The organism is Trueperella bialowiezensis, assembly GCF_900637955.1.
Lineage (GTDB): Bacteria > Actinomycetota > Actinomycetes > Actinomycetales > Actinomycetaceae > Trueperella > Trueperella bialowiezensis.
In genome coordinates this window covers 269,695-291,958 of sequence record NZ_LR134476.1, presented here as the reverse complement: position 1 = coordinate 291,958, position 22,264 = coordinate 269,695, and the positions used below count along the sequence as shown (strand labels likewise).

23 protein-coding genes are annotated in these 22,264 nt (G+C 59.4%); 13 read left to right on the top strand and 10 right to left on the bottom strand.

Features of this window, described 5'->3' with window-relative positions:
• The first annotated feature begins 58 nt into the window (after positions 1 to 58).
• The 6 genes from EL234_RS01390 (at position 59) to dnaE (ending at position 6,719) form a co-directional block, all read left to right on the top strand.
• The gene (locus tag EL234_RS01390; RefSeq protein WP_126415786.1) at positions 59 to 490 is read left to right on the top strand and encodes a cell division protein SepF; all 432 of its coding nucleotides are present in this window, start codon (positions 59 to 61) and stop codon (positions 488 to 490) included.
• Positions 491 to 508: 18 nt separating this feature from the next.
• Positions 509 to 793: a YggT family protein gene (locus EL234_RS01385; protein ID WP_126415785.1), complete on the top strand. Its 285-nt coding sequence runs from the start codon at positions 509 to 511 to the stop codon at positions 791 to 793.
• A 212-nt stretch (positions 794 to 1,005) separates the two neighbouring features.
• Positions 1,006 to 1,587 carry a DivIVA domain-containing protein gene (locus EL234_RS01380; RefSeq protein ID WP_197718448.1) on the top strand — a complete coding sequence of 194 codons (582 nt, stop codon included), beginning with the start codon at positions 1,006 to 1,008 and terminating at the stop codon, positions 1,585 to 1,587.
• Between the two features lie 61 nt (positions 1,588 to 1,648).
• Positions 1,649 to 2,191, top strand: coding sequence for a signal peptidase II (lspA, locus tag EL234_RS01375; protein WP_126415783.1), 543 nt, complete (start codon positions 1,649 to 1,651; stop codon positions 2,189 to 2,191).
• Positions 2,188 to 3,108 (top strand): RluA family pseudouridine synthase, encoded by a 921-nt coding sequence (locus tag EL234_RS01370; protein WP_197718447.1) that lies wholly within the window; start codon positions 2,188 to 2,190, stop codon positions 3,106 to 3,108. Before lspA ends, EL234_RS01370 begins: the two co-directional genes overlap by 4 nt.
• A 74-nt stretch (positions 3,109 to 3,182) precedes the next feature.
• Positions 3,183 to 6,719 carry a DNA polymerase III subunit alpha gene (gene dnaE / locus EL234_RS01365; protein ID WP_126415782.1) on the top strand — a complete coding sequence of 1,179 codons (3,537 nt, stop codon included), beginning with the start codon at positions 3,183 to 3,185 and terminating at the stop codon, positions 6,717 to 6,719.
• Here the strand turns inward: dnaE and EL234_RS01360 are convergent.
• The 5 genes from EL234_RS01360 to EL234_RS01340 form a co-directional block, all read right to left on the bottom strand.
• Positions 6,716 to 6,925: an RNA-binding S4 domain-containing protein gene (locus EL234_RS01360; RefSeq protein ID WP_126417204.1), complete on the bottom strand. Its 210-nt coding sequence runs from the start codon at positions 6,923 to 6,925 to the stop codon at positions 6,716 to 6,718. The two genes, dnaE and EL234_RS01360, sit on opposite strands and share 4 nt — an antisense overlap.
• 78 nt (positions 6,926 to 7,003) lie before the next feature.
• Positions 7,004 to 7,381, bottom strand: a complete 378-nt coding sequence (locus tag EL234_RS01355; RefSeq protein ID WP_241969043.1) for a Fur family transcriptional regulator — start codon at positions 7,379 to 7,381, stop codon at positions 7,004 to 7,006.
• A 9-nt stretch (positions 7,382 to 7,390) separates the two neighbouring features.
• The gene (locus EL234_RS01350; RefSeq protein ID WP_126417203.1) at positions 7,391 to 8,344 is read right to left on the bottom strand and encodes a metal ABC transporter permease; all 954 of its coding nucleotides are present in this window, start codon (positions 8,342 to 8,344) and stop codon (positions 7,391 to 7,393) included.
• Between the two features lie 11 nt (positions 8,345 to 8,355).
• A complete protein-coding gene (locus tag EL234_RS01345) occupies positions 8,356 to 9,138 on the bottom strand; it encodes a metal ABC transporter ATP-binding protein (protein WP_126415780.1) in 783 nt (260 codons plus the stop codon).
• Complete coding sequence (locus EL234_RS01340; RefSeq protein WP_164712283.1) at positions 9,135 to 10,277, bottom strand: metal ABC transporter substrate-binding protein; 1,143 nt, start codon at positions 10,275 to 10,277, stop codon at positions 9,135 to 9,137. The genes EL234_RS01345 and EL234_RS01340 overlap by 4 nt, the downstream gene beginning before the upstream one ends.
• Before the next feature lie 247 nt (positions 10,278 to 10,524).
• Here EL234_RS01340 and EL234_RS01335 point away from each other — a divergent pair, with 247 nt between their 5' ends.
• The 3 genes from EL234_RS01335 (at position 10,525) to dusB (ending at position 14,380) form a co-directional block, all read left to right on the top strand.
• On the top strand, positions 10,525 to 11,919 hold the full coding sequence (locus EL234_RS01335) for a glycine--tRNA ligase (protein ID WP_241969041.1): 1,395 nt from the start codon (positions 10,525 to 10,527) through the stop codon (positions 11,917 to 11,919).
• Complete coding sequence (locus tag EL234_RS01330; protein WP_126415778.1) at positions 11,919 to 13,079, top strand: YibE/F family protein; 1,161 nt, start codon at positions 11,919 to 11,921, stop codon at positions 13,077 to 13,079. Before EL234_RS01335 ends, EL234_RS01330 begins: the two co-directional genes overlap by 1 nt.
• Positions 13,080 to 13,204: 125 nt before the next feature.
• Complete coding sequence (gene dusB, locus EL234_RS01325; RefSeq protein WP_126417201.1) at positions 13,205 to 14,380, top strand: tRNA dihydrouridine synthase DusB; 1,176 nt, start codon at positions 13,205 to 13,207, stop codon at positions 14,378 to 14,380.
• A gap of 15 nt (positions 14,381 to 14,395) precedes the next feature.
• Here the strand turns inward: dusB and EL234_RS01320 are convergent, their stop codons facing one another.
• Positions 14,396 to 15,460 (bottom strand): hypothetical protein, encoded by a 1,065-nt coding sequence (locus EL234_RS01320; RefSeq protein WP_164712281.1) that lies wholly within the window; start codon positions 15,458 to 15,460, stop codon positions 14,396 to 14,398.
• Between the two features lie 39 nt (positions 15,461 to 15,499).
• Here EL234_RS01320 and EL234_RS01315 point away from each other — a divergent pair, with 39 nt between their 5' ends.
• Positions 15,500 to 16,750, top strand: coding sequence for a deoxyguanosinetriphosphate triphosphohydrolase (locus EL234_RS01315; RefSeq protein WP_126415776.1), 1,251 nt, complete (start codon positions 15,500 to 15,502; stop codon positions 16,748 to 16,750).
• 76 nt (positions 16,751 to 16,826) lie between these two features.
• Positions 16,827 to 18,788 carry a DNA primase gene (gene dnaG / locus EL234_RS01310; RefSeq protein ID WP_126415775.1) on the top strand — a complete coding sequence of 654 codons (1,962 nt, stop codon included), beginning with the start codon at positions 16,827 to 16,829 and terminating at the stop codon, positions 18,786 to 18,788.
• Positions 18,789 to 18,800: 12 nt separating this feature from the next.
• Here dnaG and EL234_RS01305 read toward each other — a convergent pair whose 3' ends face one another.
• From EL234_RS01305 to EL234_RS01290, 4 genes are all read right to left on the bottom strand, one after another.
• Positions 18,801 to 19,058 (bottom strand): DUF6457 domain-containing protein, encoded by a 258-nt coding sequence (locus tag EL234_RS01305; RefSeq protein WP_126415774.1) that lies wholly within the window; start codon positions 19,056 to 19,058, stop codon positions 18,801 to 18,803.
• Positions 19,059 to 19,062: 4 nt separating this feature from the next.
• Complete coding sequence (tatC, locus tag EL234_RS01300) at positions 19,063 to 19,884, bottom strand: twin-arginine translocase subunit TatC (protein WP_241969039.1); 822 nt, start codon at positions 19,882 to 19,884, stop codon at positions 19,063 to 19,065.
• Positions 19,881 to 20,183: a twin-arginine translocase TatA/TatE family subunit gene (locus tag EL234_RS01295; protein ID WP_126415773.1), complete on the bottom strand. Its 303-nt coding sequence runs from the start codon at positions 20,181 to 20,183 to the stop codon at positions 19,881 to 19,883. The genes tatC and EL234_RS01295 overlap by 4 nt, the downstream gene beginning before the upstream one ends.
• Before the next feature lie 76 nt (positions 20,184 to 20,259).
• Positions 20,260 to 20,610: a Sec-independent protein translocase subunit TatA/TatB gene (locus EL234_RS01290; protein ID WP_126415772.1), complete on the bottom strand. Its 351-nt coding sequence runs from the start codon at positions 20,608 to 20,610 to the stop codon at positions 20,260 to 20,262.
• A gap of 81 nt (positions 20,611 to 20,691) precedes the next feature.
• Between EL234_RS01290 and EL234_RS01285 the strand changes: the two genes are divergently transcribed.
• Together EL234_RS01285 and EL234_RS01280 are read left to right on the top strand one after the other, a co-directional pair.
• Positions 20,692 to 21,354: a TorD/DmsD family molecular chaperone gene (locus EL234_RS01285; RefSeq protein WP_126415771.1), complete on the top strand. Its 663-nt coding sequence runs from the start codon at positions 20,692 to 20,694 to the stop codon at positions 21,352 to 21,354.
• Positions 21,314 to 22,252 (top strand): 4Fe-4S dicluster domain-containing protein, encoded by a 939-nt coding sequence (locus EL234_RS01280; protein WP_407701391.1) that lies wholly within the window; start codon positions 21,314 to 21,316, stop codon positions 22,250 to 22,252. Before EL234_RS01285 ends, EL234_RS01280 begins: the two co-directional genes overlap by 41 nt.
• The last annotated feature ends 12 nt before the right edge of the window (positions 22,253 to 22,264 follow it).

Genomic DNA, 22,264 nt, shown 5'->3' with positions numbered 1-22,264 from the left:
GGCCATTTCTCTAATAGTTTAGAAACAGCCGATTGAGGCAAACCGAGAAGGGATCAAGATGGGACTTTTTGACAGGATCGCAGCAAAGGCTTCGCCGCAGAGTGAGGACGTGTATGACGACGAGCTCGGCTACGCGGAATACGACGACTTCGATGACTACGAAGGTGACTACGTAGATTCCTACGAGGACGCCGAAGTGACGAGCCTGCAAGCGGTGAGCCCGGCTCCCGAGGTTGCGCGTATCGTGACCGTATGGGTCTCCTCCTTTAACGAGGTCAAAACTTTTGCGAGTAAATACCGCGAGAACCTGCCGATCGTGCTCAACTTGTCGAAAGCTCCGGATTCGCAGCGCAATCGGATTGTCGACTTCGCACTGGGTCTGACATTTGGCCTGGAGGGCACGTTTAGCACCATTTCCGACGACGTCTTCTTACTGACCCCCAAGAGCGTGAAAATCGATTCGCACGGATCAGAAAAGAAGCACTACTAAATTTAAACCCTTCTCGTCATGACGATTCTCGGTTTTGCTCTCTTTTGGTTATGCCAGCTCTACATTCTTGCGCTCATTGCGCGCATCATTTTTGATTTGGTGCAGATACTGGCTCGTGACTGGGTTCCCGGCAACGTGGTTCTCGTGCTTGCGAACCTCGTCTACAAGGTCACTGAGCCCCCGCTACGGTTTCTCAGGAAATACATTCCGCCGTTAAACTTCGGGGGAGTGAGCCTCGATTTGGGCTTTATTGTCTTGTTTATCGCCGTCCAGATCTTGCAGCGGCTTGCCTACGTGCTGTAGTGCAAGCGTGGCTTTCTGGGCGGCGAATAAAGGTGTGCGATAGGCAACAGCGTCGCAATAGTTATCAAAATGTGATAAATTGAACGCGATTTCGAACGTCTATTTTGGGCTTGAACTAGGCGGAAGCCGGCGAGCTCTAGTAGTCTAACGGAGGATGGTAAAGCTCTTTCTGAGTTTTACTCGTTAAGTCTTTCAAGTATGAGGTGAAAAACATGGCTCTGCTAACCGAGCATGATGTCGTCAATATGCGGTTCAATGATGCCAAACGTGCTGAGGACGGCTTTGACAAGGATCAGGTCGATTTCTTCCTCGACGAGGTTGCGGAGACCATCGCAACTCTTACCCGCGAGAAGAACGAACTGGAAGCCAAGCTGCAGGCATCACAGGCCCGCGTGACCGAACTGGAGAACCAGCTCGGTATCGCCCAGCCGCAAGAAGATCAGCATGCTCCTTCCGAGGCCGCATCCACTGCCGCGTTCGCGCCGGTTGATGCTCCGTCAGATGAAGCTCAGAGCTCGGTTGCGATGCTTGCTCTTGCCCAGCGTCTCCATGACGAGCACGTGGCCAATGGCCGCGCTGAAGAAGAGCGAATCGTGTCTGAGGCGAAGGCCGAGTCGGTGCGTATCATCACCGAAGCTGAAGACATCCACAACCGCACTCTCACCAAGCTGGAAGAGGAGCGTTCGCTGCTTGAGCGTAAGATCGCCGAGCTGCGTGAGTTCGAGCGTGACTACCGTACCCGTCTGCGTAGCTACCTTGAGTCGCTTCTGCAGAGTGTCGAAACTCAGAACTAACGTCAAGGTTTAACGTTGTAGGTGGGGAGGGCACGGCGTGCCCTCCTTTCCTTATTGTGTGATGAAGAAACTCGCTTTTTCCTTAATTCTCGGTCTGTTGGTGATCGTTGCTGATCAGGCGACGAAGCAGTGGGCGCTGGGCGCCCTTAGTGGCGGGCGCACGATGTCCGTGATCGGGGATTTTCTGTCTTTTAAGCTGGCGTTTAATTCGGGTGCTGCGTTTTCGTTCGGATCGTCGACGACGTGGATTTTCACTGCGATAGCTGCCGTGGTGGCCGCGGTCTTACCGTATGCGATCATGAAGTCTCGGCCTGCTGTGAGCATCGTCTTGGGGATTGTGTGGGGCGGCGCCGTCGGCAACTTGATCGACCGTCTGGTGCGAGAACCTGGTTTCCCTGAGGGGCACGTTGTCGATTTCATCAACTACAACGGGTGGTTCATCGGGAACGTGGCAGACATTGCGCTTGTTGGGGGCCTGGCCGCGCTTTTCTTGATTGAAGTGTTTCAGCCCGACGTCGAACCGGCCGCTGACGTCGATCGCTCCGCTGACGCCAGCGATTTGCCAGACGCACACGAGGGCTCGCACACAGAGGCAGCGAAGTGAATACTTATCTCGTACCTGAGGGGCTGGCGGGCGGGCGTGTGGACGCGACTCTTGCCACGATGACGGGCCTGTCGCGAGCAAAATGCGCGGAGCTGATCGAGGCTGGAGATGTGCTCCTTGACGGGCGCGTGCCAAAGAATTCGGCGAAGGTGGCTGCCGGCGCGGTGCTTGAGGTGAAAATGCCGACCGCGCAGCCCGTCGTCGTTGAAACACCCGTGCCGGGCATGGCAATTCTTTATGAGGACGCCGATATCGTCGTCGTTGATAAACCGGCGGGTGTGGCAGCGCACGCCTCACAGAATTTTGAAGGTCCGAACGTGTTGGGCGCACTGTTGGCGGCTGGCGTTACGTTGACGACGTCGGGACCTCAAGAACGTAAAGGTATCGTGCACCGCTTAGATGTGGGCACGAGCGGTGCGATGGCCGTGGCAAAATCAGAGTTGGCGTATTCCGTGCTCAAGCAGGCTTTCCGTGACCGTACGGTGAAGAAGACGTATCATGCGCTCGTGCAGGGGCATCCGGATCCGATGTCCGGCACAATCGAGGCGCCTATTGGCCGAGACATGAGACATCAGTGGAAGATGGGGGTGCGCCAAGACGGCAAACACGCCGTCACTCACTACGATGTGATCGAATCCATGCCCGGCGCCTCGCTTGTGGAAGTGGACCTAGAAACGGGGCGTACACACCAAATTCGGGTGCACATGTCCGCGATCAAACACCCGTGCGTCGGAGATGTGATGTACGGCGCAGATCCTGTGCAAGCTGATGCGCTTGGTTTGGAAAGGCAATGGTTGCACGCGTGTAAGCTCGCTTTCGCTCATCCGCGCACTGGCGAGTGGGTCGAGTTTTCCTCGGAATATCCGCAAGATTTGCGGCGTGCACTCGACATGTTACGGATGGGAACGTCGTCTTAGTTTGATGGTTTTGCGAAGACCCTCCCAGTGGTGCCGCTAGTGCATCTGTCGGAGGGCGTCCGTACACTCAATTCATGGCTAAGAATTTTGCGCACCTACATGTACACACTGACTATTCGCTGCTCGATGGCGCCGCGAAAATCAAGAAATTGGTGGCCGAGGTTGCCGCTCTTGGCCAACCTGCGGTAGCGATTACCGACCACGGGAATTTGCACGGAGCTTACGAACTCTACAAGGAGGCGACCAAGGTCGGTATCAAACCGATCATTGGTCTGGAAGCGTACATGACTCCGGGCACGTCTCGTCATGACAAGTCTCGCGTGCTGTGGGGCACCGAGGCGCAGCGTTCCGACGACGTGTCTAACCGCGGCACGTACACGCACTTCACCTTGCTGGCGGAGAACAATACGGGCATGCATAACCTGTTCCGGATGTCGTCGATCGCTTCGATCGATCGCACGATCGGTAACTATGCCCGTATTGACCGCGAGCTCCTTGAGCAGTATCACGAAGGGCTGATCGGCACCACTGGATGCCCATCGGGTGAGGTGCAGGTGCGGTTGCGGCTGGGGCAATACGACGAGGCGCTGAAAGCCGCCGGCGAGTTCCAGGATATTTTCGGTAAAGAAAACTTTTATGTCGAAGTTATGGACCATGGGATCGACATCGAACGCCGGGTTCGCGATGAGCTGCTGTCGATAGCCAAGAAGCTAAATGCGCCGTTGCTGGCCACGAACGATTCCCACTATGTGACCGAAGATCAGCACACGGTACAAGAGGCGATGCTTGCCTTGAACTCCGGCACCACGTTGCACGATCCGAACCGGTTCCGTTTTGATGGATCGAGCTACTACCTGCGCAGTGCAGAAGAAATGTGGGACTTGTTCGGTCACCTTGACGGGGCGTGCGAGAACACGCTTGAGGTAGCCGAACGCTGCAATATCAGCTTTGATGAGGACGCTAATTACATGCCTCATTTCCCCGTTCCGGAAGGGGAAGACGAAAGCTCGTGGTTCGTCCGCGAGGTGAACGCTGGCCTGCACCGGCGCTACGGGTCGACGATTCCCGATGACGTTCGTGAACGCGCCGACTACGAAATGAAGGTCATCACGGACATGGGCTTCCCGGGATACTTCCTCGTGGTCTCTGATTACATTCGCTGGGCACGTTCGCAAGGGATCCGCGTTGGCCCCGGCCGTGGTTCGGGTGCCGGTTCGATGGTCGCCTACGCTCTGGAGATCACTCAGCTTGACCCGATCAAGCACGAGCTCCTGTTTGAGAGGTTCTTGAATCCGGAACGTATTTCGATGCCGGATCTTGATATCGACTTTGACGATACGCGCCGTGACGAAGTGATCGAATACGTTGAAAACAAGTATGGCCATGACAAGGTGTCCCAAGTGGTCACGTTTGGGACGATCAAAGCTAAGCAGGCGCTCAAGGACGCGGCGCGCGTGCTCGGATACCCGTACGAGATGGGCGAACGGCTCACGAAAGCGATGCCGCCGTCGGTGATGGGCAAGGACATCCCGGTCAACGAACTGTTCAATAAGGATCACGAGAGGTATGCGGAAGCAGTCGAGATCCGCGCACTGATTGAAGAGAACCCGGATGCGCGCAAAGTCTACGATTTGGCTTGTGGGCTTGAGGGGATGACCAGGCAGACGGGCGTGCATGCCTGTGCCGTCATCATGTCTTCTAAGCCGCTTACCGACGTCATCCCGCTCATGAAGAACAAGAAGGATGACCTCATCCTCACTCAGTTCGAATACCCCGAATGTGAGGCGCTCGGCCTGATCAAAATGGACTTCCTTGGCCTGTCCAACCTCACGGTGATTGAAGGTGCGCTCGCAAATATTCGTGCGAACGGTAAGGAAGCTCCCGACGTCGATAACCTGTCTCTCGACGATCCGAAGACATTCGAGCTACTCGGCCGCGGTGAAACCCTCGGCATCTTCCAGCTCGATGGCACGGGAATGCGCACGCTGCTCAAGCAGATGAAGATGGATTCGTTTGCTGACATTTCGGCAGTGTCTGCGCTTTACCGTCCAGGTCCAATGGGTGCGAATTCGCACACGAACTATGCGTTGCGTAAGAACGGGCTGCAAGAAAAGACGCCGATCCATCCTGAACTGGCCGAAGCACTCGAACCGATTCTTGGTTCTACCCATGGCCTGATCGTCTTCCAAGAGCAAGTGATGCGTATCGCCCAGCAGTTGGCCGGCTTCACGCTTGGCCAGGCCGATATTTTGCGTAAGGCGATGGGCAAGAAGCAGGCCTCCGTGCTGCAAGAGCAATATCAGGGTTTTGCTGATGGCATGGCCAAGAATGGCTTCTCACAAGAAGCGATTCAGACGCTGTGGGACGTCCTGTTGCCGTTTTCCAGTTATGCGTTCAACAAGTCGCATTCGGAAGCCTATGCCCTCGTGTCGTACCAGACTGCCTACCTCAAGGCGCATTTCCCGGCTGAGTTCATGGCCGCGTTGTTGACGTCGAAAATGTCGGATAAGACGAAGGTTGCTACCTACCTTGCCGAATGCCGGCGGATGGACATTAACGTGCTTGTTCCGGACGTCAACGAGTCGGCCGCTGATTACGCGGCTGTCGGTGATGAGATCCGCGTGGGCCTGCGGGCTGTACGAAACGTGGGAACAAACGTCGTGGAAGGCATCATCCAGGCTCGTGAAGAGAAGGGCCCGTTCACATCATTCCAAGATTTCTTGAGCAAGATCCCGCTGTCGGCCTGCAATAAGCGCTCGATCGAATGCCTGATCAAAGCCGGCGCGTTCGATAGTCTGGGTGAAACTCGGCGCGCACTGGTCGCGATCGTGGATGATGCGATTGATTCGGTCATCCCTGTGAAGCGCAATGAGGCTGCAGGCCAGTTCGATCTGTTCGCCGGTCTCGGTGGTGATCAAATCGAGGGTCAAGGCTTCGATATCGTTGTTCCGGATATTCCCGAGTGGTCGAAGCAGGACAAGCTCAATTTCGAACGGGAAATGCTCGGCCTGTATGTTTCGGATCATCCGCTGTCAGGAATGGAATCCGTACTGAACAGGTTTGCTGACACGACCGTCGTTGAATTGCTTGACTCCGAAAGTGAGGTAGACGGCAGGAGGGTGACGATCGCGGGTCTGATCACAAAGGTCGAGACTCGTATTACGCAGAAGTCAGGTCAGGCGTGGGCCACGGTCACGATTGAAGATCGTACGGGACCAATTGACGTGAATTTCTTCCCGAAGACCTACCAGCAAGTGTCGTCGATGCTTGTACCAGACACCGTCGTCGTCCTTGAGGCGACCGTGTCGGTCCAGGAAGATAATCCGCTCAAGTTGTCCGCTCGTTCTCTGAGGGTTCCGCCCACGTGGCAGATTGATGCGAATGCGCCCGTTGCGCTTACGGTGGATGAACGCATGTGTACGTGCGAGCGCATGATCGAACTGGGCCGAGTCCTGGGGCAATATCCGGGGGAGGCACCGGTGCATCTGCATATCAAGGGCCCGCTGAAAACCACGATTGTCAGGCTTGCAGACCGGTTTAGCGTATCGCCGGAGCCGAGTATGTATACCGATCTGAAAGTGTTACTCGGCCGGGACTGCGTAGTGAACTAGCCTTCAACCACGCGCACGGCATACCCGCCGGCGCTGACGACGTCACCGTCTGCGAGCTTATGGGAGCGGCGGGTCTCCACTTGGCCGTTCACGGTCACTTCGCCGCTTTCGATGAGCTTGCGGGCGTGTGCGCCGCTTTCAGCGAAGTTGGCTAGCTTGAGTAGTTGGCCAAGTTTGATGGGTAGGCGTACAGGGTAGTTCTCCATGTGTTCATCGTGCCCGGAAAGGCGGGTAGTTTTCAAACCGCCACTCTACTGGCGATTTTGACGAACTGATGCCGCGTTTTAGGCTGCGCAGTCTTCGCACAGTCCGTAGATTTCTAGCTCGTGCGTGACGTCCGTGAAAGAGTGCTCGGAGGCGACTTTCTGAGTTAGTTCTTCGAGTGGGTCGATAGTGATTTCCACGGTTTTGCCGCAGGATCGGCACATGAGGTGATGGTGGTGGCCCGCGTGTTCACAGTAGCGGAACAGTTGCACGTCAGAGTTTTCTTGGCGTAGCACGTCCACAGAGCCGGCCTCAGACATAGCTTGCAGGTTGCGGTACACGGTGGCTAATCCGATAGCTTCGCCGCGTTCGAGAAGCAGCTCATGGATTTTTTGTGCTGGTAGGAATTCTTCCGTCTCCGCGAGGAGCTCGGTGATGGCCGAGCGTTGGCGGGTCATTCTCATTGTTTAATCACGTCCACTTGATGCCGATGAGGTATCACTATGTTCACAATAGTCGTTTTCGGCGTCAAGCGGAGTGATACCTAGCTCAGATTCGATCTGCGGGTGAGGGTGATGGTGGCCGTTGCGTGCGAAGAGTTTCAGTAGAAGTGGGCGTAGTAGTGCGACGACGGCGTAGAGGGCCACCATGAGCACGACTATTGTGGCGCCTGGCGACCACGGTTTGATGTATGTGATGGTTAGTCCGGTTAGTGCGGTGACGACGCCGATGACCATCGCAGAGTGCATTGTTGTTTTGAACGATCGGGTCACTGTCTGTGCGATGGCGACGGGGACGATCATGAGCGCTGATACGAGGAGGACGCCCACGATACGCATCGCTACGGCAACGGTGAGTGCTGCGGTGACGGAGATGAGGATCGAGAGCATCTGGGTGGGAAGGCCGGAGGCGCGGGAGAATTCTTCGTCGTAGGACAGGGAGAACAGGGCGGGGCGTAAGCCGAGTCCGACGGCGAGGATGAAGATGGCGAGAATGATGGTGAGGATCGTGTCGGTGTGCGTGACTGTGGATATCGAGCCGAACAAGTAGGCGTTGAGGTTGGACGTCGTTCCACCGGCGATTCCGATAAGGAGCACGCCGCCTGCGATGCCTCCGTAGAAGAGCATGGCGAGGGCGACGTCGCCGGAGGCGTGACCGTGTGTGCGCATCCATTCGATGAGCAAGGCGCCGAGTACTGAGACAACGATGGCGCCGGGTACAGCCCAGGCGTCGCGGTCGACTGCTCCTGCCCATGATGCGGCGAGCCATCCGAGAGCCACTCCGGTCAGTGCGACGTGGCCGATGCCGTCGCCGAGGAGGGTGAGACGGCGTTGCACGAGGTAGGTGCCGACGACGGGCGCAGATAGCCCGACGAGTATGGCGACGATGATGGCGCGCTGCATGAGGGTGGATTGCAGCATGTCAGCGATGATCACAGCGGGCCTTCCAAATAGGGAGAGCGATAGTGGGGTGGGTCGTCGGTGTATTCGTGCGCGTGGTCGTGCAACGGATTGGCATGGTAGCCGGATCCGCGCAGATCGGAGACGTCGTCGGTGTGTTCACGTACGCGTCCGCCGTCGAGAATGAGCGCCTCGTCAACGAGGCCGAGGTATTCGTGGATCTCATGTAAGACGAGCACGATTGTTTTGCCGCGGTCGTGTTGGGCGTGGAGGACGTCGAGGATCGCGCGGCGGGAATTGGTGTCGACTCCGGCGAAGGGTTCGTCGAGGATGAGCATGTCTGGATCGCGTACGAGCGCGCGAGCCGTCAGTATCCGTTGCTGTTGGCCGCCGGAGAACGTCTGCACGGATTCGTGTGCTCGGTGGGCGAGACCAACCTGGTCGAGTGCGGCCAGCGCGCGTTCTTTACCGCCGCGGCTAGGGCGTAGCTTGTTGCCGTAGATCAGGCCGCCCATAACGGCTTCGAGGGCGGTGGCCGGCACTCCCGAGGTAGCGGTGACTCGCTGTGGTGCGTATCCGATCCGCGCCCAGTCAACTTTGCGGCGAGATGCCAGGCTCTGCCCGTAAAGTTCAATGCGCCCAGCACTAATCGGGATGGCCCCGACAAGCGCACGCACGAGCGTGGACTTGCCGGAGCCATTTGCACCCACGATGGCTAGCGTGCGCCCAGCGGCCAGTTCGAAGTCGATCCCGAGGAGAATATGAGCCGAACCGAGCTGGACGTGGACGCCGCTAGCTTTGATCGCGGTTGTCAATTGCAACCCATCGACGTCTGGAGAAGCTCAAAGTTGTGCTTCATGACGTCCACGTAGTCCATGTCCGGGTTACGGTGGGTTGCTGCCGGGTCGAGGATGTCGACCTTGAGGCCTGCCTCGTCCCCGATTGCTTTCGCCGTCTTCATTTCGGCGTCCGAGGTGCCGAACACGGTGTCAAGATTGTGTTCCTGTGCCAGTTCGGTGACTTCCTTGACGCGTGCAGGCGAGGGTTCGATCTCTGGATCGAAGCCGGCAATGCCGATTTCGGTCAGGCCGCCTTCGCGGGCCATGTAGGCAAAGGCCTTGTGTGAGACCAGGAAAGAGTTGGTGCGGCACTGCTTGGTTTCGAAAGAATCAAGCTCGTCGGCAAGCTCTTGCAGACGGGCCTTGACCGCGTCGCGGTTAGCCTTATAGGTCTCTTCGTTGTCCGGATCTAGCTTGATGAGCTCAGCAGCAACCTGGTCGGCCGCGAGAATCATACGGTTCGGATCGGTCCAGAAGTGCGGATCATGCGTGCCATGATCATGGCCATCGTGGCCGTGCCCGTGGTCATGTCCATGGTCGTGATCGTGTCCGTGGTCATGATCGTGTTCTTCTTCGGTGGCTTCACCATCGCCGTGGTCATGCCCATGGTCGTGATCGTGGTCGTGTCCGTGGTCATGATCGTGTTCTTCTTCGGTGGCTTCACCATCGCCGTGGTCATGCCCGTGGTCATGCCCGTGATCGTGCCCGTGGTCATGGCCGTGTGGATCTCCGCCTAGTTCTTCGTAGAGCAGGAGATCGACGTACTCGCCGATGTTGACGGCATCAACGTTTGCCGTTTCGACGGCGTCGTCAATCGCCGGGGAGAGCTTTTCGACGTAGAGCACGAGCTGGGAGTTTTCCATGTCGGCAATTTCGCGCGGGGAAAGCTCGACGCCGTGTGCGTCGGCTCCCGGAGGGGTGAGATCCGTGACCGTCACGTTGTCGCCGCCGATCTCCTCCACCAGATAGGTGAGGGGGTAGAACGACGTCGTCACTGCCAATTTGCTGTCTGAACCGGCCGAACCGGTGGTTTGCTCGCCGGAGGGGCTATCGGACGAGCAGGCGCTTAATGCGAGTCCGCTCGCAAATACTACTGCTAATAACTTCTTCTTCATGAGAGCCATTCTCACCTTAATGAGAATTATTGTCAACTAATTTATGTAAGGATGGCCTTGCTTTCGGCGACACACGCGCTAAGTGACTCGTCCCACGCGGCGTTTGTGGGACGTCGTCGTTATCTTCCCTAGAATGGGCGGTGTCGTATTTACGGCACTAGGCCACCGGGTTTCCGGTGAACCGCGGCAGCCAGTCGCGGGAAGTTCGTCCGCATCATCCAGATGCGGTGAGGAAAGGAGCGAAACAGTGGCCAAACCGGCACCTTCGCGTCTCGATCAAGTTATTAACCTCGCTAAGCGCCGCGGCTTCGTGTACCAGTCGGGCGAAATCTATGGAGGTTCGCGTTCTGCCTGGGACTACGGTCCGCTTGGCGTGGAGCTCAAGGAAAACATTAAGCGGCAGTGGTGGAAACGCAACGTGCAAGGACGCCCAGACATCGTGGGCCTCGACTCGTCGATCATTTTGCCACGCAAAGTGTGGGAAGTCTCCGGGCACGTGGACACATTCACGGACCCGTTGACGGAATGCTTGAGCTGCCACAAGCGCCTGCGTGAAGACGAGCTGAAAGAAATCTACGCGGCGAAGAACGACGTCGCAGAAGCCGACGTCGATATGGCCGACGTGCCGTGCCCGAACTGTGGCACCCGCGGCCAGTGGACGGAACCACGCGCCTTTTCCGGCCTGCTCAAGACGTTCCTGGGGCCGGTCGACGACGAAGCCGGGCTACACTACCTGCGCCCAGAAACTGCTCAGGGTATTTTTGTTAACTTTGCGAACGTCATGACGTCCGCGCGGATGAAGCCGCCGTTTGGTATTGGCCAGACGGGCAAGTCCTTCCGTAACGAAATCACGCCGGGTAATTTCATTTTCCGTACCCGCGAGTTTGAGCAGATGGAGATCCAGTTCTTCGTACCGCCGGGCACGGATGAGGAATGGCACCAAACCTGGATTGACGAGCGGCTGGCTTGGTACACCGACCTCGGCATTAACCCGGATAACCTGCGCCTTTACGAACATCCGCAGGAGAAGCTCTCGCACTATTCGAAGCGCACGGTGGACATCGAATATCGTTTCGGCTTCCAAAACAACGAGTTCGGCGAGCTGGAAGGTATCGCCAACCGTACGGACTACGATCTGAGTGCGCATTCGCAGGCGTCGGGTAAGAAGCTGGAGTATTTCGATCAGCAGACCGGCGAGCGTTACACGCCGTTCGTCATCGAACCGTCTGCTGGTCTGACCCGCTCGCTCATGGCGTTTCTCGTGGACGCCTACGCGGAGGATGAGGCGCCGAACACGAAGGGCGGGGTCGATAAGCGCGTGCTGCTCAAGCTCGATCCGCGCCTTGCGCCGGTCAAGGCGGCGGTTCTCCCGCTGTCGCGTTCGGACAAGCTCTCGCCGATGGCGAAGGAACTTGCCGCAGAGTTGCGCCAGTACTGGAACGTCGAGTTCGACGACGCCGGTGCAGTCGGCCGCCGCTACCGCCGTCAGGACGAGATCGGCACGCCGTTCTGCATCACCGTCGATTTCGATTCGCTTGACGACGGCGCGGTGACGATCCGCGACCGCGACTCGATGGAACAGGTGCGCATCCCGGTGGGCGAGGTCAAGGGTTACCTCGCTGAGAAACTGTTGGGCTGCTAGTGGGCGCTCACGGTTCTGGTCGGCTGAATCTGGCACCGAAGGATCGGCGCCGGGTTCAGCTGATTTTGGCGGCGATCGTGGTGCCGCTTGCGGTTGCCACGATCGCCGGCCTGATCGCTCTATGGCCGCGGGGGAGCACGCCTGTCGGCTCGGTTCAGTTGCTTGATTCTGGGGTCGAAATGGCCACCGGCAAGATCACGTCGATCGGGCAGACGGACGAGCTTGGCCAGACCCCGGTCCACATGGAGGTGTCCGGGGTCGAGGTGCCGGTACACGTACCGTTCGACGTGGTGGGTAACGGGCTGAGCGAGGGCGACACGATTAAGGCCATGTTCAACCCCGCGGCGCTCGATACGGGGACTCCATACATTTTCGTGGACTTTGTGCGAGGAGTGCCCCTCATTGCGTTGCTGGCGCTGTACGTGATCGTTGTGCTCGCGGTGGCCCGCATCAAGGGCTTGGCCGCGCTGCTTGGTTTGGGCGCTTCGCTGGCCGTCGTGGGCGCGTTCATGTTGCCTGCGCTCATGGTCGGCGAAGATCCCCGGCTTGTGGTCATGGTGGGCGCGTCGGCCATGATGTTTTCCTCCATTTATTTGGCCCACGGGGTGTCAATTCGCACGACGACGGCGGTGCTCGGCACCTTCGCGGGCCTCGTCATCACTGGCTTGCTGGCAGTGTGGGCGGTGGGGGCCACCAAACTGACGGGCACGCTGTCCGATGACGCCCGCACGCTCTACGGCGAACTGGGCTATCTCGACATGCGACATATTCTGCTGACCGGCATCGTGCTGGCCGGACTGGGCGCACTCAACGATGTGACGATCACCCAGGTATCGACTGTTTGGGAGTTGCATTCTGCGAATCCGCAGGCCAGCAGGCGGCGGATTTTCCGGCAGGGCATGGTGATCGGGCGCGATCACATTGCTTCGACCGTGTATACGCTCGCTTTTGCGTACGTGGGCACGTCCTTGCCATTGCTCATGAGCGCGGCGCTCGTGGATCGCGGCTTTTTGGATTTGATGACGGTGGGTCAGATCGCGGAAGAAGTGGTGCGCACGCTCGTGGCCTCCATCGGGCTCGTGCTCGCAATTCCGATGACCACGTTGATCGCCACTTGGCTCGCTCCGGTCGCGCCGGCTAAGCAGGTGAGCGACGAGTGAGCGCAGGCGGTACGAAGCCGCGCAGCCGGCGCGGAGAGTTCCCGGAGGCGCCACCGCGTGCGACTGGGGTGCAGGAGGGCACGCCGACCGTTCGGATCGGCGCTCTTACCCTGGGCACGCCCGTCATGCTCGCTCCGATGGCAGGGGTAACGAACCCGCCGTTTCGCCAGCTGTGCCGCGAATTTGGTGAGCGCGCTCTGGCAGACGTGAAGGCACACAATAGCGGGCAGCCGGTGCGTTACGAGCGGCCAGGCAGTTACGCACCCACAGGCCTGTATGTGTGCGAAATGATCACCTCGCGGGCACTGATCGAGCAAACCCCGGAGACCATGCGGATGATCGAACCGGACATGGGCGATCCCGTACGCTCGATCCAGCTGTACGGGGTGGCGCCGGCCGCGGTTGCAGAATCAGTACGCTTACTGGTTGGCAACGGCTGGGCCGACCACATCGACCTCAATTTCGGCTGCCCGGTTCCGAAAGTTACTCGCAAGGGTGGCGGATCAGCGCTGCCGTGGAAACACGACTTGTTCGCGCAGATCGTGGAAGCCTCCGTCAGCGCCGCACAGGAAGCCTCCGGCGGGCTTGTACCTGTCACAGCCAAGTTTCGGATTGGTATCGACGACGAGCACGAAACCTTCCGGGACGTCACACGCATGTGTGAAGACGCCGGAATCGCGGCACTCACCTTGCACGCCCGGACTATGGCTCAGCATTATTCGGGCCACGCCCGCTGGGATGTGATCGGCGAACTTAAGGAGATGACCGAGCTGCCTGTTTTCGGCAATGGAGACGTGTTCGAGGCCGAAGACGCGGCCGCACTTGTGGCGCAAACTGGGGCGGACGGCGTCGTCGTTGGGCGTGGCTGCCAAGGGCGCCCGTGGTTGTTCTATGACCTGGTAGCCGCCGCACACGGGTCTGACCTGCGATACAAGCCGAGCTTAGGCCAGGTGGCCGAGGTGATCGTCCGGCATGCCGAGCTGTCCATCGATCATTTCCGCGACGAGCGCCGTGCGATGCGAGAGATGCGCAAGCACGTGGGCTGGTACATGCGCGGTTTTGCGATCGGCGGGCAGGCCCGCCGCGATCTGGGCTTGGTGGACTCGCTTGACGATCTGCGCGGCCAGCTGGCGCGCCTGGATCTGAGTCAGCCCTATCCGGTTGCTGCGGAAGGTCCGCGCGGGCGAGCTGGCGGGGAAAAGCGCCCCCACTTACCCGAGTTCTGGTTAGATTCTCATGAACTGTCGGCCGAGCAACGCGCCCAGATTCATCAGGCGGAGCTGGGAATCTCCGGCGGCTAGTACGCCAAGAGCCTGCTAGAAGCTGCTTGTACGCCTGATCCACGCCACCTCGCCGGGCGGCACGAGCAAGTTCGGCCCGCGTTCGGGAAGCGCGATCATCGACGACATGAGCACGCGCCCGTCGTTTGGAATCTCGTAGTGGTGCGGGCCGAAGTTGATGAGCATGTCGGCGCGTTCGGTGGTGAGCTGAATAAAACCGTCGGCGGCCTTGGAATCGTCGATCAACAGATGCGCCTTGTGCAGGCCGAGAGAATCGCGCATCCGCATGGCGTGGCGGGTGGACGGCCCCGCGCCGACGACGTCCTTTTCAAAATGAACAATGCCCGGCAAGAAAATCGTGGCAAGTGCGAGCCCGGACTGAGATATCCGCCCGGAAATATTATTGAGAACATTCCACGTGGCATTCCAGGCGGGTAGCGCTCCGGCAGCGCGGTAGAGCTGGAAAGACATGGCGGTTTGGTGGAAGTAGTTGCTCGCGGTCAGCGGCGTGGCACCGGTTATGTCGAAACGGAGCACGTCGAAAAAGTCTTCGAGGGCGTGTTCGCTGACAGAGTCGAACGAATCGGCGCGCAGAGAGATTGAGAGTATTGAGTCGGGATGGCGGTACTGCATCCATGCTTGCAGTTCGCGCACGTTCCACCCGCTGTGCTCGTGCGCGCCATCTGAATGTGTGGCAGCGATGTTATCCCGGCCGAGTTCGACGCCGCGTGCACCCTTGTCGAACCAGTCCTCGAGTACGCCGAATCGTTCGCCGATGCTCATGTCATCGTGCCCCCGGGCGGCCAGCACGCCGCTGCCAATGTTGGGAATGACGGCGATTCCGCGTCGCTTTGCGTGTGCACTGACGGATGAGACGTAGCGCGGATCGGCGTCGGCAGCGATCGCCGGCAGTGTGACCACGTGCATGCCAACCCGTGCAAGCCCAGAAATAAGCTCGAGTGCGCTAGCTGTGTTAGGTACTTCGCTTGGCGCAGTCTGATACCACAGGTGGCGGTCTCGCCACGGTCCGGCGGATGCCGGGGCCTGGTAGAGGAGCGTCATGGACGTGGACGCGACTTTATCAACACCTCGTACAACCACGTTCCTTATTGTGCCATGTAAGGCGGGTATGGTTAATTCGTGAGTTACTCGAGTTTTGACACGGCTAGATGGGCGCCGGAGGCGTCGAAGAGTCCCTCGCGCACGGATTTCGAACGGGATCGGGCGCGGGTGCTTCATTCGTCTGCCCTGCGCCGTTTGGGCGCGAAAACGCAGGTGTTGGGCCCGGAGTCGAACGATTTTATTCGCACGCGGCTCACGCATTCACTCGAGGTAGCACAGGTGGGCAGGTCTCTCGCGAAAAACTTGGGTGCCGACCAGGATCTGGTGGAAAGCGCATGCCTAGCTCATGATATTGGTCACCCGCCGTTCGGTCACAACGGCGAGCGGGCGCTCAACGACATCGCATCTGGCATCGGCGGTTTCGAGGGCAACGCGCAGACGTTACGTATCCTCACTCGGCTGGAGCCGAAACGTTTTCACGACGACGCCCGCCCGGCCGGGCTGAATCTCACGCGCGCGGCCACCGACGCGGCGATTAAGTACCCGTGGGCGAACGGGCAGGCGCCTGCCGGGAAGAGCCAGCGCAAGTTTGGTTTCTACGCCTCGGATGAGCCGGCGTTTGCGTGGGCGCGTAGCGGCGCACCGGAAAACCGCCAGTGCGCCGAAGCGCAGATGATGGATTTGGCAGACGACATCGCCTATTCAGTACACGATCTGGAAGATTCCATTGTGCGCGGGGCGCTGCGCCCCGCAGAGTTTCTGGCTGATCGCGAAGGGCAGGTTACCGCCGTCGTCGAATCCACTTTGAACTGGTATGGCGACGCCGTTTCTGCGTCCGAGCTCGAAGCTGCGGCCGGCAGGCTGTTCACGATGCACTCATGGCCTGCCGAATATTCCGGTACGCTGCGCGATCTCGCCCAACTGAAGGATCTCACGTCGGACTTGATCGGAAGGTTTGTGGGGGCAGTCAGCGCAGCGAGCCTGGCAGCCTCTGGGGGCGAGCCGCTCACGCGTTACAACGGGGACGTGACGATTCCACGCGACACGCTTGCCGAGATCACGTTTTTGAAAGGCTTAGCAGTGCACTTCGTTATGGCACCGCGGGAAACCGAACCGCGCTACTACGAAGAACGCAGCCTCATCATGGATCTTGTGGACGCCATCATGGAAGATCCCGTAGAGAGGCTGGAACCGCATTTAGCGGAAATGTGGAAAATGGCCGACGGCGAAGACGCCCAACTCCGCGTCGTCGTGGACCAAGTAGCTTCGCTCACCGATCAATCGGCCAGGTTGTGGCATTCCACCTACTGCGGAATGCTCCGCAACTGACTACCGATTGGTGAGGCGGCGGGCGGCTCTGTGGAGGCATGCGGCGCGGGCGGCGCCGAGGGGTTAATATGAGTGCGTGGCTGGCCTAATCAAAAAGCAGAGTATCGACGAGGTGCGCGACCGCACCCGGATCGATGATGTGGTGAGCCAATACGTCACTCTCAAACCCGCAGGAGTCGGCTCACTTAAAGGCCTGTGCCCGTTCCATGACGAAAAAACACCGTCGTTCAACGTGCGCCCGCACGTGGGCCGCTGGCACTGCTTCGGCTGCGGCGAAGGCGGAGATGTCATCTCGTTCATCATGAACATCGAACACATCTCGTTCGTTGAAGCCGTGGAATACCTAGCTGAAAAAACGGGTGTGCAGCTGCAATACGAGGAAGGCAGCAGGCCTGCTGGTGGCGGGCAGAAAGACGTGACGCGCTCGCGGCTCATTGATGCCCACCGGGTGGCCGAAGAGTTTTATGTACGTCAGCTTGCTACACCCGAGGCGAAAGAGGCGCGTGCGATGCTCGCCGATCGAGGTTTCGATGCTGACGCGATTGCGCACTTCCGCGTCGGCTACGCCCCTGACACCTGGGATAGCGTACTTAAAGAGCTGCGCCGCAGCGGGTTTACGGAAAAGGAGATCAGTGCCTCCGGGCTGGGCACGCAGGGCAGCCGAGGCCTGTACGATCGCTTCCGCGGCCGGGTCATGTGGCCAATCCGCTCGATCACTGGCGACACGATAGGTTTCGGCGCACGCAAGCTTGGCGACGGCGACGGCCCGAAATATTTGAACACGCCCGAGACCATGATCTACAAGAAGTCGCAGGTGCTCTACGGGCTCGACCTGGCGAAGAGGGATATTGCGCGGGATCGGCGGATCGTCGTCGTCGAAGGATATACCGATGTGATGGCCGCTCATCTGGCGGGCGTGCCGCACGCGGTAGCCACGTGCGGCACGGCATTCGGCGAAGAGCATGTGAAGATCGTGCGCCGGTTGCTGCGCGATACGGCCAACCCGGCCGCCGGTGTCATGTTGGCCGGCGGCAAAGCCTTTGGCGGGGAAGTGATTTTCACTTTTGACGGCGATGAGGCTGGCAAGAAAGCCGCCTTGCGCGCTTTTCAGGAGGATCAAAGCTTCGCCGCGCAAACGTTCGTCGCGATTTCACCGGGCGGGTTGGATCCGTGTGACGTGCGCTTGGCCTACGGAGACGAGGGCGTGCGTAGCCTCGTTGAGTCACGCCAGCCTTTGTTTGCGTTCGTCATCAAATCAATCTTGGAAGGCGTGCCCCTGCACACTGCCGAAGGCCGCACGGCGGGCCTGCGGGCAGCCGCGCCGGTGATCGCCTCCATCCGGGATCGGGTTTTGCGAGGCGAATACGTGCGTGAGTTAGCTGGCTGGCTGGGCATGGACGAACGAATGGTTTACCAGACGGTGGCACAGTCTGCGCGCGTTCCCCAACAGATCGAATGGGCCGATGGCACCCCGGTGGAGGAAACCCGCCCGGCGAGCCCTCTGCCGCCGCGCAACCAGATCAAAGACCCGGTTGCGCGCGTGGAACGCCAAGCCCTCGAAGTCATGTTGCAACTGCCCGGTTTAGCGCTCGCGGCCAACGCTCAAGATTTACCCGCGCAGAGTTTCACGGTGCCCACCCACCAAGCCGTCCACGATGCGATCCGGGCGGCAGGCGGCGTCGCGCTCTATAAACAGCGCCTCGACCAGCTCAAAGAAGCAGGTCACAGCGACGATCTCGAGGCGAAGGCGACCAGCTGGTTTGTGGAGCAGGTGCTCGCGCAGGCCGATGACCTCGTCGCGCAGGCAATCACCCAACTCGCCGTCGAGCCGCTACCGGAATCGGACCCGGATCAGCAGTGGCCTTACGTGCGGGGGATCATGATGTCACTGATCAAGCAGGGGATCACACGCCAAATTGCGGACGTGCGGGGCATGGTGCAACGCGCCACGCCCGATTCGCCCGAGCAGGCCAAACTTTTCGAGCGGTTACTCGAGCTAGAAAACCAGCGGCGGCTCTTCGACGAAACCGACACCTGAACGCCGTCGTCGCTATCCTTCGTAGCGTTCGATGAGCTCTTCGATCTTGGTAACAGCCTGCGAGACCTCGCCGCTGGAAGCGCTGGTCAGGCCGATGAGGAAAAGCGTCATCGGTGCGCCTGGGCGGGATGGGCCGTGGGCGATTTTCGCAGTGAGGTTGAGTAGCTCGTCACGGTTAGCCTTGTACTGGGTGGCGTCTAGGCCAAGCTCATCGGCGACGGCGTCAAGCCACTTGCCCATGATTTCCATCTTCTTTGCTTCATCAGACACGGTGTTACTCCTTATCATCAGGGGAACTAGATTGGGGGAGCCGCGGTGGATCAGCGAGTTCGGCGTCTTCTTTCGCGCGCCTCTTTGCCCGCAACTTCTCGTTAATAAACGATATCAGCACGGCCAGCAGGTACAGTGCGATGAGCACGAAAGCTTGGATGGTCATCGGCCACGGGGAAGGGAGCGGGTTTGCAATCGCGGCGAACACGAAGCACAGCACCACCGCCCAGCGCCAGTGACGCAGCATCGACCGCCATGAGACGAGCCCGAGGAAATTGAGGACCACGAGCACTTCGGGAAGAAGGAACGACAGTCCGAACGCCATAACGAGCCGCATGTAGAACGACACGTAGGCGGTAGCGCGAATAAAACTCGCGGAGTTGTCGGGGTTGAACGAGGTGAGGATCTCGACTGCGATGGGTGCCATCCGCATTCCGGAGAGCACACCCGCGGCAAACAGCAGGACGCCGACCAGCGAAAACACAATGAGATGCCAGCGTTCCTTTCGTTTAAGCCCAGGGGAGATGAATAGGAATAGTTGGAGCACCCACCACGGGCTGGAAATGATGACGCCGATCCAGAAGGCTACGCGTAGTTTGAGGTCGAAGGCCTGGCCGATCGTGTCAAAGTTGAGAATCGCAGCCTGGCTGGTGATGCGAGTCAGCGGCTCGGTGATGAAGTTCATGGCCGGCTCATACAGGTACCAGCCGATAACAGCACCGACGAAGATACCAGCCAGCGATAGCAGAATGCGTTTGCGAAGTTCGCGCAGGTGTTCGCGAACCGGCATCACTGCCTTGGGGTTATCGCGTTTGCGGGATCTCACGTGTCTTGCTGCGGATAATTGTTTGCGCCGGGTTGTTCAGGGCCAGGTTGTTGAGTGCCGGGCTCGTGCGTACCGGGCTGCTGCATGCCGGGCTGCTGTGTGCCCGGTTGCTGTGTGCCGGGCTGTTGGCCTGCTTGAGAGGGCGGAAGCTGCTTCGGATCGTCGTCTTGTAACTCGCGCAATTCCTTCTTCATCACTTTTGCGGACTGGCCGATGGAACGCGCAATCTCAGGCAACTTCGATGATCCGAACACGATCAGTAACACGACGATGAGCACAATGACGTGCGAAGGCTTCATTGGCGTTCCTTTCCTAGGCAAGCGTTACTCGGCAAGCCAAACTCGAGTGGTGGTAGTTATCTTACCGTGTCGCACACTACTTGGGGTTACTGGGGTCGGCCGCTTTCGTGGTGGTTGGCCGTCGTTTCGGTGGGGTGGCACCCGTTTCACGGGCCCAGGCGGCGATCTCTTCTTGCACGGCTTCGCGGATCATTTGGCGCGGGTCGAGCTCGCTGAGGTCGAAAGCGGACAGGTCGACGTCGCTCAGACCGGTGGCACGGAGATCCTCGCTGGTTTCTTCACGGAGTTTTGCGGAAAATGCTTTGGCGGAGTCGATGAAGTTTCGAAGCCCGCGCATGGCGCTCGTGATCGCGTCGGGGCCGAGCACGATCACAGCGACAGTGAGGATCACAAGGAACTCACTGCCGTTGATCCCGAAAACTTCCATGCCTTCATCCTAGGGTTTGCGGGCAAGAACCTCTAGACGGTTGGCATGTAGGGTGGGAAGTAACGCGTGGTGGGAGGTGTGATGGCGACGCCGTGGCAAGATTCGGTGCCCGAGCAGCGGCTGCGGGCGGTGCAACGTGCGACCGCCCTGTTTTCGCTCGCACGGTTTTACGTGGAGGCTCCGAACTCCGAGGTGTTGCGCCGTTTCACTGACCCGCAGATGGCAGCCACCTGGCCGGTGCGCGATGAGCGGTCGGTGGCTGCCATGGAACAGATCGCAAGTGCGGGCGATCCAGGCAGGGTAGTGGCCGACGACTTCGCAGGGCTCTTCGGACCAGCCGGCACGGTGAAAATGGCCGAATCGGAGTATGCCGGTGATAGGGAAGCCACCGGAGCGCACAGCGGTGGTAGCGCGCGAGCCGGTCTAATCCGAAGCCTGCGTGAGGTCTACCGGGCGTGGCGTTATCAGCCGCTGAAGATGGCGGGTTTCCCTGTGGATCACTTTTCCGTGCAACTGGGTTTCCTCGGTCATCTCATCACGCAGGTAGGCGATGACACCGGCGCATTCGTGCAGGCGCGCGACTTCTATGCAGGCCACCTTGGGTATGCCGAACGCCTACTTGATCACGTGGAACGCGGTGCGCGAAGCGTGACGTACCGGGCGATTGCGCAAATGACGCGAGCAGCGTTAGACGTCGTCGGTGATGAACTGGCAAGTGTCGAACGGAGCCGGGGCGATGAGTGACGACGTCGCGGCTCTGCTGCGCTGGATGTGGGCACATGACCTGCCGCGTGAAGTTGTGCTCGCTTGCGATCATGCGAAGGTGCCGAGGCTGGGGCGAAGGTGCCAGCTTGTGGTGTGGAACGGGTGTTTGACGCAGGCGTCTGTGGGTGTGCCTGCGCAGATTCTTGCGCTCGGGATCGAGAAAGTGGGCGTGGTGGCGTGCTCGGAGGAGCCGGAGGCGATGGCCGAACAGACGTCGGTGTGGGAGTCCCTGACGCCGCGGCTGGTCTATCGCTACACCGAGACTAAGCGTGGGTTGCTTCCCGGTCCAGAGCCGCTGGTGGTCGGTCAGATTGGCGTGCCGCGCCGAGTGTTGCTCGGGCTGGGCTTGCGCGATAAACCGCCGATCCCGATCAAGGCCGACGAAACCGCGCGCACGCTCGCCGCACTGAAATTGCTGAGCGAGCAAGGTCGGGTGCGCCCAGGAGAAGGGCTCGAAGCAAAGCTGGGCGGCGTGCGGCTGGCGGTCAGTGAGTGCACGGCCTGCGGGGTATGCGTGAAGGCGTGCCCGCACGGAGCGTTAACCTTGCTCCACTACGACGACAGTTCTGCACTGTGGCAGACCTCAGAAAAGTGTGCCGGTGAGCAGGCGTGCGTGGAGCTGTGCCCAGTGGAAGGCCTGTGGGTGCAAGGTGACATGCGGCTTGCTGACCTGCTGGATGAACCAGAAAGAAAACTGTATTCGATTAATAGCGCTGCGTGCGTCCAGTGCGGGGCGCGGCACCCAGCCGACGAAGGGGAGCTGTGTGGGGTGTGCCAGTTCCGGAAGGCGAACCCGTTCGGTAGCGCAATGCCCACGATGACTGGTGGCGCGAATGTCACAGGGGCAACGTCGCACGCTGGAATTCAAAGTTCGTAATGCTCGCTGATA